Annotated in this window: 11 protein-coding genes; 6 read left to right on the forward strand and 5 right to left on the reverse strand. The window is 66.5% G+C overall.

What is annotated here, in order from left to right:
- Positions 1–294 precede the first annotated feature (294 nt).
- The 4 genes from IFT58_RS08025 to IFT58_RS08040 form a co-directional block, all read right to left on the reverse strand.
- A complete protein-coding gene (locus IFT58_RS08025; protein WP_192094425.1) occupies positions 295–1,500 on the reverse strand; it encodes an HlyD family secretion protein in 1,206 nt (401 codons plus the stop codon).
- A gap of 9 nt (positions 1,501–1,509) precedes the next feature.
- A complete protein-coding gene (locus tag IFT58_RS08030; protein ID WP_192081790.1) occupies positions 1,510–3,192 on the reverse strand; it encodes an MFS transporter in 1,683 nt (560 codons plus the stop codon).
- On the reverse strand, positions 3,189–3,755 hold the full coding sequence (locus IFT58_RS08035; protein WP_192094426.1) for a TetR/AcrR family transcriptional regulator: 567 nt from the start codon (positions 3,753–3,755) through the stop codon (positions 3,189–3,191). Before IFT58_RS08035 ends, IFT58_RS08030 begins: the two co-directional genes overlap by 4 nt.
- Before the next feature lie 156 nt (positions 3,756–3,911).
- Positions 3,912–6,107 carry a TonB-dependent receptor gene (locus IFT58_RS08040; RefSeq protein WP_192094427.1) on the reverse strand — a complete coding sequence of 732 codons (2,196 nt, stop codon included), beginning with the start codon at positions 6,105–6,107 and terminating at the stop codon, positions 3,912–3,914.
- Between the two features lie 156 nt (positions 6,108–6,263).
- Here IFT58_RS08040 and IFT58_RS08045 point away from each other — a divergent pair, with 156 nt between their 5' ends.
- Both IFT58_RS08045 and IFT58_RS08050 read left to right on the forward strand, forming a co-directional pair.
- The gene (locus IFT58_RS08045; protein WP_192081755.1) at positions 6,264–6,677 is read left to right on the forward strand and encodes a MerC domain-containing protein; all 414 of its coding nucleotides are present in this window, start codon (positions 6,264–6,266) and stop codon (positions 6,675–6,677) included.
- A gap of 111 nt (positions 6,678–6,788) precedes the next feature.
- Entirely contained in the window at positions 6,789–6,971 is a 183-nt protein-coding gene (locus IFT58_RS08050; protein WP_188326588.1) for a 30S ribosomal protein THX, read from the forward strand.
- Positions 6,972–7,102: 131 nt separating this feature from the next.
- On the opposite strand, the gene IFT58_RS08055 is transcribed toward IFT58_RS08050, so the two are convergent.
- Complete coding sequence (locus IFT58_RS08055; RefSeq protein WP_192094428.1) at positions 7,103–9,166, reverse strand: 3-hydroxyacyl-CoA dehydrogenase NAD-binding domain-containing protein; 2,064 nt, start codon at positions 9,164–9,166, stop codon at positions 7,103–7,105.
- Between the two features lie 237 nt (positions 9,167–9,403).
- Between IFT58_RS08055 and rpoE the strand changes: the two genes are divergently transcribed.
- From rpoE to lepA, 4 genes are all read left to right on the forward strand, one after another.
- Positions 9,404–10,024 carry an RNA polymerase sigma factor RpoE gene (rpoE, locus tag IFT58_RS08060; protein ID WP_192081757.1) on the forward strand — a complete coding sequence of 207 codons (621 nt, stop codon included), beginning with the start codon at positions 9,404–9,406 and terminating at the stop codon, positions 10,022–10,024.
- On the forward strand, positions 10,021–10,878 hold the full coding sequence (locus IFT58_RS08065; protein ID WP_192094429.1) for an RseA family anti-sigma factor: 858 nt from the start codon (positions 10,021–10,023) through the stop codon (positions 10,876–10,878). Before rpoE ends, IFT58_RS08065 begins: the two co-directional genes overlap by 4 nt.
- Positions 10,879–10,962: 84 nt before the next feature.
- On the forward strand, positions 10,963–12,516 hold the full coding sequence (locus tag IFT58_RS08070) for a DegQ family serine endoprotease (RefSeq protein WP_192094558.1): 1,554 nt from the start codon (positions 10,963–10,965) through the stop codon (positions 12,514–12,516).
- A 177-nt stretch (positions 12,517–12,693) separates the two neighbouring features.
- Positions 12,694–14,484: a translation elongation factor 4 gene (gene lepA, locus IFT58_RS08075; RefSeq protein ID WP_188327218.1), complete on the forward strand. Its 1,791-nt coding sequence runs from the start codon at positions 12,694–12,696 to the stop codon at positions 14,482–14,484.
- Positions 14,485–14,490 lie beyond the last annotated feature (6 nt).

Here is a 14,490-nt window from a genome sequence, read left to right on the forward strand (position 1 = left end):
TCCGTAGCGCCGACCCATGGTCGGCGGAATGTTCCCGCCAACGGCCCGCTCCGCTCGCCGACCATGGGTCGGCGCTACCGCTTTTCTTTTTTTATTACGCGGGCTGGCGGCCACGGAACCTGTCAGGGGGCGGGCGGGGGGGCTGGGGCGGGGGCGTTGAGCGCCATGGATGGCGCGAAACGAGCGCTACATGGACGTACTTGTGCGCGTCCCCCGACCAGCCCCACCGCCCGGCCCCAAGCTCGTAGGCTGGCCGTCAGAGCCAACCGCGAGGGGGTCACCCGTTCGACCGACTCACTGCGCGGGACGCGCGACCACCGGTGCCGCTGGCTCCACCGACGTATCCACTTTCGCTATCACCGACATCCCCGGCCGCAGGCGCACCGCCAGCGGTTGATCGGCGTCGATCGCGATCCGCACCGGCAGACGCTGCACCACCTTGGTGAAGTTGCCGCTGGCGTTGTCCGGCCGCAGCACGCTGAACTCCGAACCGGTCGCCGGGGCGATTTCTTCGATATGGCCGCGCAGCACCTCGCCCTGGAACGCATCCACCGCGAAGGTGGCCGGCTGGCCGATGCGCATCGGCCAGGTCTGGCCTTCCTTGAAATTGGCCACCACCCACAACGTGTCCGGCACCAGGAACAGCAGCTGTGAACCGGCTGCAACGTATTGCCCGGCGCGCGCGCTGGCCTCGCTGACTTGTCCGTTGCGCGGTGCGTGGATGACCGTGTTGGCCAGGTCGATGCGCGCCAGTTCCAGGGCAGCCTCGGCGCTTTCCACCTGCGCTTCCAGTCCCTTGCGCGCCACCCGGGTGGAGACCAGGGTCTCTTCGGCGATCTGGATCTGTGCCTGCGACTGCTGCACACCGGCCTGCGCCGAGGCTTGGCTGGTGCGGAACTTGTCGCGGTCGTTCAGGGCGACGAGCCGCTGCGCGGCGAGCTGCTCATACCGGGCCAGTTCCGCACGCGAACGCTGCAGCTCGGATTGTCCGGCCGACAGCGTGGCTTTGGCCGAGGCGATCTGCGCGCGGTTCTGTGCCTGCGACTGATCGGAGTTGGCCAAGGCCGCCTTCGCACTGTCCAACGCGGCTTCCGCCTGGGCGACACGCTGGTGGTAGATGCGGTCGTCGATGCGCAGCAGCACCTCCCCCTGTTTCACATGCTGGAAGTCCTTGACCAGCACCTCGGTGATGTAGCCGTTGACCTGCGGGGCCAGCACCGTCACCTGTCCGCGCACGTAGGCGTTGTCGGTGGTCGCGATGGCCGTGGTGAACGGCCACAGCTGCCATGCACGCAGGATCAACGCGATGCCGATCAGGGCGATCACCACCGCCAGGATCACCGCGCGGTTGCTGGGCGTAAGGTACTTCGGCGCACCGTCGCCGGTGGCCGTGCGGGTCACCGGTGGCGGTGGCGCGGGTGCAGGCGCGGCATCGGTAGGCGGCGGCGGGTTGACGTTGTCCGCTGCTTCGTCATCGCGGGGAGGCTGTTGTGGGGACATGGAATCGACTCAGCGTGGTGCAGCGGCCGGAGGCGGCGCCACAGGAGGGAAAGAAGAGGAACGGCGCTTGCGCCACTGCTTCATCAGCGCGGTCCACGTGGACAGCAGCAACAGCCATCCAAGGAACCCCAGCGCGATCCAGCCGGTGACCGTGAATACATCGTTGAAGCCGCGCACGTTGGCCTCGCGTCGGGCGATCTGCGCCAGTTGCGCTGTGCCTTGTGCGCTGCGCAGCATCGGATCGGTGATCTGTGCGGCGTAGATCTGCTGCTGCAGCCGCAGCCGCTGCGCCACCACCGGATCGGCGGGGTCGAGCTGGCTGACCAGGGCGCTGGAATAGATCTGTTCGCGGTGCAGCTGCACGGTGCCCAGTACGGCCGACCCGGCCAGTCCGCCGAGGGTCTGGGTGATCGACAGGGTGACCAGGAAGGTGATCATGTGGTCCACGCCCTGTTTCAGCACGGCGGTGATGCCGAGCATGATCAGCGGGCCCATGAACATGCCCGATCCCACGGCGGCCAGGAACTGGCTGGCGAAGAAATCATGCGGGCGGTCCAGGCTGGTGCGGTGCTGGTCCAGCAGCGCGGCGCTGCCGAGCAGCAGGATGGCCATCAGCAACTGGGGGATCAGCCGCTTCGGCCCGAAAGTGAGCGAGCTGGCGGCGATGCCGGTGACCACGCCGGCCAGGATCACCGCGAACAACGGCCGCATCTGGTCCGGCCCCATGCCGAGGATGCGCATCAGCCCGACCACGCCGTAGGACTGCTCGGTGGTCAGGAAACGCAGCAGGAACGCGCCGACGATGAAATGCATCACAGGCAGGCTGAAAAGCCAGCGCGTCTGCAGCAGCGGATTGCGCCGATGGTGTTCGATGACGAACGCAGTGGTGGCCAGCGCGATCGAGGCCACCAGGGCCCAGCCCAGCCACGGCGTATCCAGCCACCAGCGCACATAGCCCTGCGCCAGCACCACGACCAGCAGGCCGACGGCCGGTGCCATCAGGGCGAAGGTGAGGAAGTCCATCGGCTCGAAGGCTTTGATCTGCACGCCCGGCGGCAGCTTCAACAGGACCACCGCCGCGAACGCGCACAGGGCAAGGCCGGCTTCGAAGAAGTACAGCAGGTGCCATTGGCCGGTGCCGACCAGACTGGGGGAAATCACCCACGCCAAGGGCACCGCCAACTGCGAAAGCCCCACCCCGATGACCAGCAGGTTGCCGGTATAGCGGCGCGGCAGCGACTGCAGCATGTACAGCGTGCCGAGCGTCGAACAGGCGGCACCGGCAAAGCCACTGGCCGCGCGCAGCAGCACCGTGGTTTCGAACGTGCCGACCACCAGGTGCAGCAGCGCAAGTGCGGCGTACAGGCCGAGCCCGATCTCCGCGAACAGGCGGATGCCATATTGCTGGCGGAACTTGAACGCCAGCAGGTTGGCGGTGACGTTGACCATCACGTAGGACGCCACCAGCCAGCTGCCCTGGGCCGGGGTCAGGCCCAGCTGACCCTGCAGGAAGGGCAGGTTGGCAGTGACCAGCGCGGTGCCGAGACCGCCGGTGATTGCCACCAGCACCGATACCATCGCATAGGCCATGCGCCGGTGCGGCGGGTGCCACGGCATTGAAGCGGACCCGGGCAGGGTCGGCTTTTCGTGTTCTTCCCAGTCCGGGATGGGCTTGAGGTACTGCGACATCAGGCCTCCGCGGCGTCGGTTCCCTGCAGGCCCGCGCGCAGCAGCTGCAGCGCACGTCGTGCCAGTTCAGTGCGCTCGGCGCGGTCTTTGCCGCGCAGCGCGGCCCCCAGCATGCCTGAAATCAGTGAAATGTCCGTGGAGGTCAGGTCGGGCCGGCACAGGCCCGCCGCGATGGCGCGCTGTATCGGCGCTTCCATCAGGGTGCGGACGGTTTCGCGGGCGATGGTGACGGTCGGATCGTCCGGATGCACCGCGCGCCAGTAATCGGCCAATGCGGGCGAGTCGACGATACGGCGACCCATGCCGTCCAGGAGTTCGAACAGCGCATCATCCCGATCACCCAGTTCGACCACCTGTCGCCGGATACGCTCGACGGTGCGTTGCAGCAGTGCCTCGATCAACGCCGCGCGGTCCGGGAAGTTGCGGTACAGCGTGGCCCGCCCAACCTGCGCGCGCTCGACGACCAGGTCCAAGGGCGCGGTGACGCCGTGGTTGCCGAACACATGGTCGGCGGCATCCAGGATCTGTGCGCGGCGTGCTGCCGCGTCGGCACGTAAAGAGGTCATGACGCTATTTTCGGACAAAAGTGTCCGAAATGCGATGGCCGTTTGCGTCATCGGGCGCCCGCGTTGGCGTCCGGTGGGCTTCGTGAGAGGGCAGTGATCCCGAGAGAAACAGGCGGGGCCCGGCTGCATGCCGGACCCCGCCTTGTCACGCGTGCATCAGAAGTAGGCGCGGATGCCGAACGCCACGCCGCGTCCCGGCAGCGGCGAGTAATCGCGGAGCAGGGACGTGTGCGGGCGTACTTCGCGGTTGGTCAGGTTGTTGCCGTCCAGGAACACCTCGTAGCTGTTGCTGTCGCTGCGGTCCCAGCGGTAGGCCACGTGCGCGTCGACCAGGGTATAGCCGTCGCTGGCCTGTTCGTTCTGCGCGGTGTCCTTCTGGCTGCTGTAGCGCACGGCGCCCAGCGATGCACGCCAGCCGTCCTTTGCCCAGCGCAGGTCCGCACCCACGCGTGCCGGCGAAATGCGCGGCAGGTAACCGCCGTTGGCCAGTTCCACGGTGTAGTTGTGGTTGTGGTCGCCATGCGGCACCGCGATATCCACGTTGCGGCTGCCGCTGCCATCCAGCTCGGCCTTGACGTAGTCACCGAACACCCGCAGGTCCCAATCGCCGGCGCCGCCTTCGAACAGATGGACCAGTGCCTCCGCTTCGGCGCCCTTGAAGGTGGCGTCCTGCTGCGCCCACAGACGTACCGGCAGGTCTTCCACCACGCCGGTGTCGGCCAGATAGATGAAGTCCTTGAACTTCGTCTGGTACACCGAAGCCGAGAAGTCCACGCGTTCGCTGTGCGTATGGATACCCAGTTCGATGCGCTGGCCGCGCTCGGTCTTCATGTCAGGGTTGCCCAGCTCGATGGAGCGCGTGGCGATATGCGCGCCGGCGGCGTAGAGCTCTTCATTGGTCGGGGCGCGCTCGGAGCTGTCCACGCCGAAGCGCAGGTCCACTGCGTCGGTGAGCTTCCAGATACCGGCGGCAGACAGATTGGTGGCATCGAATTTGCGCTGCTGGTAATCGCCGGTGGGGTCCAGCTTGACCTGATCGTGGCGTGCGCCCAGCTCCAGCTTGAACGGGCCGAACTGCTTTTCCTGCAGCACGAACAGGCCGGCGTTTTCGGTGCGGGTATCCGGCACGAATGCTTCTTCGCCCTTCGCGCCGAAATCGCTGTTGCCGAACTGCAGGCCGAAGGCGCCGTTCCAACCGGCGATTTCATTCTGCACCGCTTCCAAGCGACCTTCGATGCCCTGGTTGGTGAAGCGGGTGGCCGGGGTACCGGCTTCCAGTTCGACGTGTTCGTAGTCAGTGAACGCGGTGCGCAGGGTGACGCTCTTCAGGAACGAGGTCGGGTTGTACAGGCCGCCTTTGAACTCGAAGCGGTTCTGCACCATGTCGATGCGCACGTCGTGCTCGTCCCCTTCTTCTTCCTCGCTGCCATGATCGTGGTCGTGGTCGTGATCGTGGTCATCGCCGTCGGCATGCACGTGCGCGCCGTTGGGAATGCCGTAGTTGGTGCGGTAGGTGCTGGCAGACAGGCCGAAGAAGCCACCGTCGCCCAGCCACGTCGCGCCCACGCCGCCGGCGCGGGTACGGATGGAGCTGTTGTCCAGCGTGCCGCGCCGCGGCTCGGCGGCGTCGCCATCGTCATGCGCATGGTCGTGTTCTTCCAATGCATCGACCACGGCGTAGCCGGGGATGCGGTAATCGTCGCCATTGCGTACCAGGCCGTCCACGTGCAGCACCCAGTTGCCGTTGACGCCGTCCAGCCGGAACATGCCGCTGCGCTCGTCATTGACGCTGTTGCCACGTACTTCGGCGCGGCCACTCAGCGGGCGATCCGGGATCTCCCTGGCGATGCGGCCATCGACGACGTTCACCGCACCACCGATCGCGCCACTGCCGAACAGCAGGGTGGCCGGGCCCTTCAGTACTTCGATCTGATCGGCCAGGAACGGCTCGATGCTGGTGGCATGGTCGGCGCTGACCGTGGAGGCATCCATGTTACCCATGCCGTTGGACAGCACGGCCACGCGCGGTCCTTCCTGGCCGCGGATGATCGGGCGGCCGACGCCTGGGCCGAAGAAGGTGCTCTGCACGCCGGGCAGCTTGGCGACGGTGTCACCCAGGGTGCCGGCCTTGGCGTCGTCCAGGCGCTCGCCGGACAGCACCTCGACCGGACGCGCCAGTGATTCGGCGTCGCCCTGCAGTGGGGAGGCGGTGACCTTCACTTCGGACAGTTCGGTCAGGTGGCGATCGCGATCAGCGGGCGCGTCGGCCGCCATCGCCAACGCGGGAACAAGGGCAGCGGCCAGCGCCAACGCGAGGGCATGCGGGCGGGGCCGGGAACGCAGAGCAGTCATGGGGCTATCCAATGAAGTATTATAACGTATCAACAAGGGGGCGCACGAATCCCGTCGGGTGCAGCGGGAGAGAGAGACGCTGACGCAAACGGGCCGTGCGGGTTCAGAAGGGATGTTATATTATTCCATAACGCTTCGCCGACCCTGCTGGAAGTCATGCCCCTCATCCAACGCCTTCGCCATCTGCTCGACCGCTTCGGTGCCACCGGCTCGCTGCTGTGCGCCGTGCACTGTGCGGTGATTCCCATCGTGCTGGCCGCGGCGCCTTCGCTGGGCCTGTCGGTGTGGCTGGGTGACGGCGTGGAAGCGGCGCTGGTGGTGTTCGTGACGCTGCTGGGGCTGTTCAGCCTGGTGTGGGGTTATCGCCGCCATCGCGCATTGCGCGCGCTGGGGTTCCTGTTGCCTGGTCTGGTCGCGTTGTGGGCGGGATTGTTGTATTCCCCGCTGCACCACGACCCTGTTCCGCACGCGGTGGTGATGACCTTGGGCGGCCTGCTGGTAGGGGTGGCGCACCTGGTGAACCTGCGGCTGAACCACGGCCATGTGCATGACGCGAGCTGCGCGCACTGAGGCCGTCGTGGTAGGCTTTCCGATCGTGCGCGGGGGCGTCCAGCAAGACGGCCCCGCCAAACCCGTGTCAGCACGGGGTAATCAGAATCAACATAGCCAGGAGTTCAAGACATGGGTAAGGGTGACCGCAAGACCGCCAAGGGTAAGCGTTTCAACGCCAGCTACGGCAACGCCCGTTTGCACATCGTGAGCAAGGCCGCCGTCGGCGCCGCTGCTCCGGTAGCCAAGAAGACCGTGGCCAAGGCCCCGGCAAAGAAGGCCGTTGCCAAGAAGGCCGTCGCCAAGGCCAGCTGATCGCTGACCGGCAGAACACGAAAAAACGCGGCGCCCAGCGCCGCGTTTTTTTTATGCCTCACATTTCCTGCTCGGCGGTGTCGCTCGCGGCGTGCTGCCGTACACGCATCAGTCCCTGAGCAGGACTGTGCTCACACCACCGGCTCGCGCAATGCCGGATTGTCCCAGCCCGGTCGCGGCGAGAAACGATCGCCATGGCGCTGCTGCAGTACCTTCAGCCGCTCCACCAGCACGTCCGCGCCGGTGGCCCGGATGTACTGCACCGGACCGCCACGGAACGGGGCAAAGCCGGTGCCGAAGATCACGCCCGCATCCAACAGGTCTGCATCGGCCACCACGCCGTCGTGCAGGCAGGCCACCGCTTCGTTGAGCAACGGCAGGATCAGGCGATCCTCCAGGTCACCCGGTGCCTGGTAGTCCTTGGCCACTTCAGGCTTCTTGGCGCGGCCGTTTTCCCAGGTGTAGATCCCCTGGCCATCCTTCTTGCCGCGCTTGCCCTGTTCCACCGTCTGCAGCGCCGCAGGAATCTGCAGCCCCAGGAACGGGGCCAGTTCTTCGCCCACACCCGCGGCCACGTCCAGACCCACCGTATCGAGCAGCTCGATCGGACCCATCGGCATGCCGAACTTCACTGCGGCCTTGTCGATCACCGGGCCCGGGATGCCTTCGGCATAGGCGGTCGCCGCTTCCAGCATGTACGGGAACAGCACGCGGTTGACCAGGAAGCCGGGGGTGCCGGCCACCGGTACCGGGAACTTGCCCAGCGCCTTGCAGAATGCCGCCAGGCGGCGCTCGGTCTCCGGCGCCATGCCATCGTGATGGATGATCTCCACCAACGGCATCTGCGCCACCGGGTTGAAGTAGTGCAGGCCGGCAAACTGCGCCGGGCGCTGGATATGGTCGCGCAGTTCAATCAGGGGGATGGACGAGGTGTTGGTCGTCAACAGCGCGTCGGCCTTCATGTTCGGCTCCAGCGTCTGGTACAGGTCACGCTTGGCCTGCGGATTCTCGATGATCGCCTCGATCACCAGATCCGCCTGTGCGGCGCCGGCACCGGCCAGGTCGGCCTGCAGGCGTGCGGCCACGGCGGGGCGCTTGCTCTCGTCACGGACCTTCTTTTCGAACAGCGTCTGCGCACGCTGCATGGCCGGGTCGATGAAGCGCTGCTCGCGGTCCTGCAGGGTCACGTTGAAGCCCTTGTACGCTGACCAGGCGGCGATGTCGCCGCCCATCACCCCGGCGCCGACCACATGCACATGGTGGATGCCGTGGTCGCCGCCACCGAGGGCCTTCAGCCGCTCGGTCAGGAAGAAGATGCGGATCAGGTTGCGCGCGGTCGGCGTGCTGGCCAGCTTGACCACTGCGCGGCGCTCTGCATCCAAGCGGGCCTGCACCGGCTTGCCGCCGGTCCGTTCCCACGTGCTGATCAGCGCATACGGCGCGGGATAATGTTCCTTGCGGGCCTTGCGCGCGACCTGCTTGGCCATCTGCGGGGCCAACAGCTTGCGCGCCGGCCAGGTGTTGGTCGCCCACGCGGTGGCGCGCTGCTTGAACGGGCGCGTCGTGCCTTTCAGCGCCAACGCAACCGCGGTGTCGAGCAGCAGCGCCGGGGCCACGACCTTGTCGACCAGACCGATGTTGCGCGCTGCTGATGCCGACAGCGTGCGGCCGGTGAGCATCATGTCCATCGCCGCCGGTGCGCCGACCAGCTGCGGCAGGCGCGCGCTGCCACCCCAGCCGGGGAAGATGCCCAACTGGGTCTCCGGCAGGCCGATGCGGGTGCTGCTGTCGCTGGACGCCACGCGGTAACGGCAGGCCAGGGCCAGCTCGGTGCCGCCGCCCAGGCAGTGGCCGTGGATGGCCGCGACGGTGGGGCAGGGCAGCTCGGCCAGCTTCTGGTAGGTGACCTGGCCACGACGGATCGCATCGTTCACGGTGCCACGGCGGTCGAACTCCTGGAATTCCTTGAGGTCGGCCCCGGCAATGAAGCCGGCCTTCTTCACCGACTGGATCACCACGCCCTTGGGCGGATCGATCGCAATGCGTTCAATCAGGTCGCCCAGCTCGAGCAGGACGTCCTGGGACATCGCGTTGACGTTGGCGTCCTGGCGGTCGAGATTGAGCACCACGACACCGTCGTCGCGGATCTCCGGGTGCCAGTGCGCGAGGCGAAGCCCATCGAAGCCTGAGAGCATGGACGTTCCATCCGGTTGTGTATGGAGAAGGGGCTATGATCCAGAGGTTGTTTCCGTTCCGTCAAATCCCAATCAATTACGTGGGATATGGCAGGCTGGTTCATATCGTGAACGCATACGTTAACGGAACGTTGGTTAAAAGCTGGTGCGGTGCCCGCATGCGCGGCGCTGAACTTTTTCCGGGATTGGCAGTCTCATTGCCTGACGTCGGTTGGGCTGACAGGAGTGCGGTCCCGAATGGCCGAGGTTGAAACACCACAGGAGCTGGACCTGGAACTGGTCCGGCGCGTGCAGCGCGGCGAGAGCGCGGCATTCGATGTGCTGGTGCGCAAGCATCAACACCGTGTCGTGTCGCTCGTGGGGCGCTACATCGCCGACTGGAGTGAATGCCAGGACGTCGCCCAGGACACGTTCATCCGCGCCTACCGCGCGATCAACAGTTTTCGTGGCGATGCCCAATTCTCGACCTGGTTACACAGGATTGCCGTGAATACAGCCAAGAACCACTTAGCCGCAAGCAACCGCCGTCCGCCCACCGATGACATCGAAATCGGGGATGCCGAACAGTTCGACTCGGGCACCCGCCTGCGCGATAACGACACGCCCGAGCGCCAGCTGATGCGTCAGGAGCTGGAGAACACGGTCATGAAGGCGGTGTCCGGATTGCCGGAAGAACTGCGCCTGGCCATCACCCTGCGTGAGGTGGAGGGCCTGAGCTATGAAGACATCGCGCTGAAGATGGGGTGCCCGATCGGCACCGTACGTTCGCGGATATTCCGCGCCCGCGACGCCATCGATATCCAGCTCCGGCCGTTGCTGGACGTTGGCAGCGCCACACGGGAGAAAAGCCGCGCATGAACACGCATCAGCAACCGGTCGACAAGATCGACATGCATAACCGGCAGCAGTTGTCTGCGCTGGTGGACGGCGAGCTGTCCTCCGACGAGGCGCGTTTCCTGCTGCGCCGCCTGCAGCACGATCCGGAGCTGCAGGCCTGCCAGGAGCGCTGGGCGCTGCTGGGCGATGCGCTGCGGGGACAGGCCGTTGCGCCGGCACCTGCTGATTTCGCCGCACGGGTCAGTGCGGCGCTGGCCGCCGAGCCGGCACCGCAGGCCGAACCACGACGTGAGCTGCCGCGCAGCTGGATGCGCTGGGGTGGCGGTGCCGCACTGGCTGCCTCGGTGGCGGCCGTGGCGTTGTTCATGGGACGGCAGTCGCTGGATGCGCCGGAACCCCCCGTCGATGCGCCGACCCAGGTGATCGCCAGCCAGGCCGAGCTTGCACCGCCCGTGCAGGCGCCGTCGGGCGGCGATGCGACCGGTACGGGCAGCGAGGCCGCCGCGCTGGGGGCCAGCGTGCCGGTTGCCGCTGTCGCCGCAGCAAGCCGGCGCCAGGACGCGGCCGCCCGCCGCGCCAGTGCGACCCGCAGCCAGCAGGTCGCCCGTGCCGCGCAACGCGGCGACGTGCCGCAGACCGCCGTCGCCTCCCGCGAGCCGGCGTCGCTGCCGTCGTTGGCCGCAGCCAACCATCGCGACCTGCCCTTCGGCAATGTCGGGGCGTTGCAGGCACGGCCCTGGCCGCGCTCCAGCGTGGGCCCGGCAGCCGGTGGCGCACTCAATGCCAGCTACCCGGGCACCGCGCCCGGTGCCACCTTCTACCCCTTCGAACCGCGCCTGCAGGAAGAGCTGCAGGTGCCGGGACGGCGTGACTGATCGCGCCGTCCCCCTCGCGCCTGCCACCTCGGCAGGTGCGTTTCCCCGTATTCCGTTGATCTGACCGGAGGTTTTAATCCGATGATGCCGCTCACCCGTTCGTTCCGTACCCAGGCACTGGGCCTGTTGGCCATGACCCTGCCGCTGGCCGCCTGCGCGCAGTCGCCGTCGCCGCTGGCGCAGGAGGCCGCTGCGCAGACTGCCGCCGCCGCGCCGCGCGCACCGGCGCAGCCGCTGGTGACCGGACTGCCTGACTTCACCAACCTGGTGGAGCAGGTCGGGCCGGGTGTGGTCAACATCGAAACCACCATCGTGCGCAGCAACCGCCAGGCCCGTGGCGGCGGTGCCGGCCCGAGCCAGGACGAAATTCCGGAAATCTTCCGCCGCTTCTTCGGGCCGGAGTTCGGCATGCCCGGTCCGGGCGGCCCCGGTGGTGATCAGGACGGCGGTCCCAGCATCAAGGGCCGCGGCATGGGTTCGGGCTTCATCATTTCCGCTGACGGCTACGTGCTGACCAACCATCACGTGGTGGCCGATGCGGCCGAGGTGAAGGTCAAGCTGGGCGACAGCCGTGAGTTCACCGCCAAGGTGGTGGGCAGCGACCAGCAGTACGACGTGGCCTTGCTGAAGATCGACGCCAAGGGCCTGCCCACGGTGCGTGTGGGTGATTCCAATTCGCTCAAGCCCGGACAGTGGGTGGTCGCGATCGGCTCGCCGTTTGGTCTGGATCACTCGGTCACCGCCGGCGTGGTCAGCGCGGTCGGTCGCAGCACCGGCGGCGCCGAACAGCGCTACGTGCCGTTCATCCAGACCGATGTCGCGATCAACCAGGGTAATTCGGGCGGCCCTCTGCTCAATACCCGTGGCGAGGTCGTCGGCATCAACTCGCAGATCTTCTCCGCCTCCGGCGGCTACATGGGCATCAGCTTCGCGATCCCGATCGACCTGGCCATGGGGGCCGTCGAGCAGATCAAGAAGACCGGCCGGGTCAGCCGCGGTCAGCTGGGTGCGGTGGTACAGCAGATCGATTCGTTGAATGCGCAGGCCTTGGGGTTGCCGGACAGCCGGGGCGCGCTGGTCAACGAGATCGTGGTCGGCAGCGCAGCGGCCAAGGCCGGTGTCCAGGTCGGTGACGTGATCCGCTCGGTGAATGGCAGTGCCGTCAACTCGTTCAGTGACCTGCCGCCGCTGATCGGTGCGCTGCCCCCGGGCAGCAAGGTACGCATCGGGCTGGTCCGCGATGGCAAGGAGCGTGAGCTCAGTGCCACCCTGACCGAGCTGGCGGAAGATGCGCAGGCGGCGGCCGATCGGCCGTCTGCCGCCAATGACGCCGCCGCACCGCAGGCCGGTGCCAATGCCCTGCTGGGCCTGGACGTGGCCGACCTGACCGCCCCGCAGCGCACGCAGTTGGGCCTGGAAGCAGGCGAGGGCGTGCGCGTGACCCGGGTCAACGGGCAGGCAGCGCGCGATGCGCGGCTGTCGCCGGGGATGGTGATCCTGCAGGTCGGGCGCACCTCGGTGGGCAGTGTGGATGCCTTGAACCGCGCGCTGGCGGGGTACAAGAAAGGTGACGTGGTCATGCTGCTGGTGCGCAGCGGCGGCAACAGCGCCTTCGTGGCCGTGAAGACCGGCAGCTGACCCGCTCACGGGTCACAAGTGCTGGGTAGCGCCGAGCCATGCTCGGCGAGCGCAGCGGCATGACGCGTCACGCACCACGGGCGGTCACCATCCACCGGGGACCCCCTTCCCGTGCGATAATCCAACGTTACCCTGACGACGCCCGGCGCCGCCGCCACCTCTATGTCCTCTGATTCGATGCGGAACATCCGCAATTTCTCCATCATCGCCCACGTCGACCATGGCAAGTCCACGCTGGCGGACCGCATCATCCAGCTGTGTGGCGGCCTGCAGGCCCGCGAGATGGAAGCGCAGGTGCTCGATTCGAATCCGATCGAGCGCGAGCGCGGCATCACCATCAAGGCGCAATCGGTATCCTTGCCGTACGTAGCCGTGGATGGACAGACCTACCATCTGAACTTCATCGATACGCCCGGGCACGTGGACTTCTCCTATGAAGTCAGCCGTTCGCTGGCGGCATGCGAAGGCGCGTTGCTGGTCGTGGATGCGGCCCAGGGCGTGGAAGCACAGTCCGTCGCCAACTGCTACACCGCGGTGGAGCAGGGCCTGGAAGTGGTGCCGGTGATCAACAAGATCGACCTGCCCACCGCAGACATCGAGCGCGCCAAGGCCGAAATCGAAGCGGTGATCGGCATCGACGCGGAAGACGCCGTGGCGGTCAGCGCCAAGACCGGGTTGAACGTGCGCGACGTGCTGGAGGCGATCGTCAAGCGCATTCCGCCGCCGGTGCCGCGCGATACCGACAAGCTGCAGGCGCTGATCATCGATTCCTGGTTCGACAACTACCTGGGCGTGGTATCGCTGGTACGCGTCATGCAGGGCGAGATCAAAGCCGGTGACAAGCTGCAGGTGATGTCCACCGGCCGTAACCACCAGGTCGACAACGTCGGCGTGTTCACCCCCAAGCGCAAAGTGCTGGCCAAGCTCGGCGCGGGCGAAGTGGGCTGGGTAACGGCGAGCATCAAGGACGTGCACGGTGCACCGGTGGGTGACACCCTGACGCTGGCGTCGGATCCGGCGGCCAAACCGCTGCCAGGCTTCCAGGAAATGCAGCCGCGCGTGTTCGCCGGCCTGTTCCCGGTGGATGCCGAAGATTATCCGGACCTGCGCGAAGCGCTGGACAAGCTGCGCCTGAACGATGCCGCGCTGCGCTTCGAGCCGGAAAGCTCCGAAGCCATGGGCTTCGGCTTCCGCTGCGGCTTCCTCGGCATGCTGCACATGGAAATCGTGCAGGAGCGCCTGGAGCGCGAATACAACCTGGACCTGATCAGCACCGCGCCGACCGTGGTGTACGAAGTCCTGAAGACCGATGGCAGCATCGTCAACATGGACAATCCGGCAAAGCTGCCGCCGGTGAACCAGGTGATGGAAGTGCGCGAGCCGATCATCCGCGCGAACATCCTCACCCCCGAGGAATACATCGGCAGCATCATCAAGCTGTGCGAAGAAAAGCGCGGCAGCCAGTTGGGCATCAATTACCTCGGCAGCCAGGTGCAGATCAGCTATGAGCTGCCGATGGCCGAAGTGGTGCTGGACTTCTTCGACAAGTTGAAATCCGTCAGCCGTGGCTACGCGTCGCTGGACTATGCCTTCGTGCGCTTCGACGCCGGCCCGTTCGTGCGCGTGGATGTGTTGATCAACGGCGACAAGGTCGATGCCCTGTCGCTTATCGTCCACCGGTCGCACTCCGATCGCCGTGGCCGCGAACTGTGCGACAAGATGAAAGAGCTGATTCCCCGGCAGATGTTCGACGTGGCCATCCAGGCCGCGATCGGCGCGCAGGTGATTGCCCGCACCACCGTCAAGGCCATGCGCAAGAACGTTCTTGCCAAGTGCTACGGCGGTGACGTGTCGCGCAAGAAGAAGCTGCTGGAGAAGCAGAAGGAAGGCAAGAAGCGCATGAAGCAGGTCGGCCGCGTGGAGATTCCGCAGGAAGCCTTCCTCGCCGTGCTGCAGATGGACAAGTAAGGTAGC

Origin of the sequence: Stenotrophomonas sp. CFBP 13718, assembly GCF_014842145.1 — a bacterium.
GTDB lineage: Bacteria > Pseudomonadota > Gammaproteobacteria > Xanthomonadales > Xanthomonadaceae > Stenotrophomonas.

Excerpts from the sequence above, each read along its gene's own strand:
- IFT58_RS08025 (WP_192094425.1), bottom strand. The coding sequence starts at position 1,500 with ATGTCCCCACAACAGCCTCCCCGCGATGACGAAGCAGCGGACAACGTC.
- IFT58_RS08070 (WP_192094558.1), top strand. The coding sequence starts at position 10,963 with ATGCCGCTCACCCGTTCGTTCCGTACCCAGGCACTGGGCCTGTTGGCC.
- IFT58_RS08055 (WP_192094428.1), bottom strand. The coding sequence starts at position 9,166 with ATGCTCTCAGGCTTCGATGGGCTTCGCCTCGCGCACTGGCACCCGGAG.
- IFT58_RS08045 (WP_192081755.1), top strand. The coding sequence starts at position 6,264 with ATGCCCCTCATCCAACGCCTTCGCCATCTGCTCGACCGCTTCGGTGCC.
- IFT58_RS08050 (WP_188326588.1), top strand. The coding sequence starts at position 6,789 with ATGGGTAAGGGTGACCGCAAGACCGCCAAGGGTAAGCGTTTCAACGCC.
- rpoE (WP_192081757.1), top strand. The coding sequence starts at position 9,404 with ATGGCCGAGGTTGAAACACCACAGGAGCTGGACCTGGAACTGGTCCGG.
- IFT58_RS08040 (WP_192094427.1), bottom strand. The coding sequence starts at position 6,107 with ATGACTGCTCTGCGTTCCCGGCCCCGCCCGCATGCCCTCGCGTTGGCG.
- IFT58_RS08065 (WP_192094429.1), top strand. The coding sequence starts at position 10,021 with ATGAACACGCATCAGCAACCGGTCGACAAGATCGACATGCATAACCGG.
- IFT58_RS08035 (WP_192094426.1), bottom strand. The coding sequence starts at position 3,755 with ATGACCTCTTTACGTGCCGACGCGGCAGCACGCCGCGCACAGATCCTG.
- lepA (WP_188327218.1), top strand. The coding sequence starts at position 12,694 with ATGCGGAACATCCGCAATTTCTCCATCATCGCCCACGTCGACCATGGC.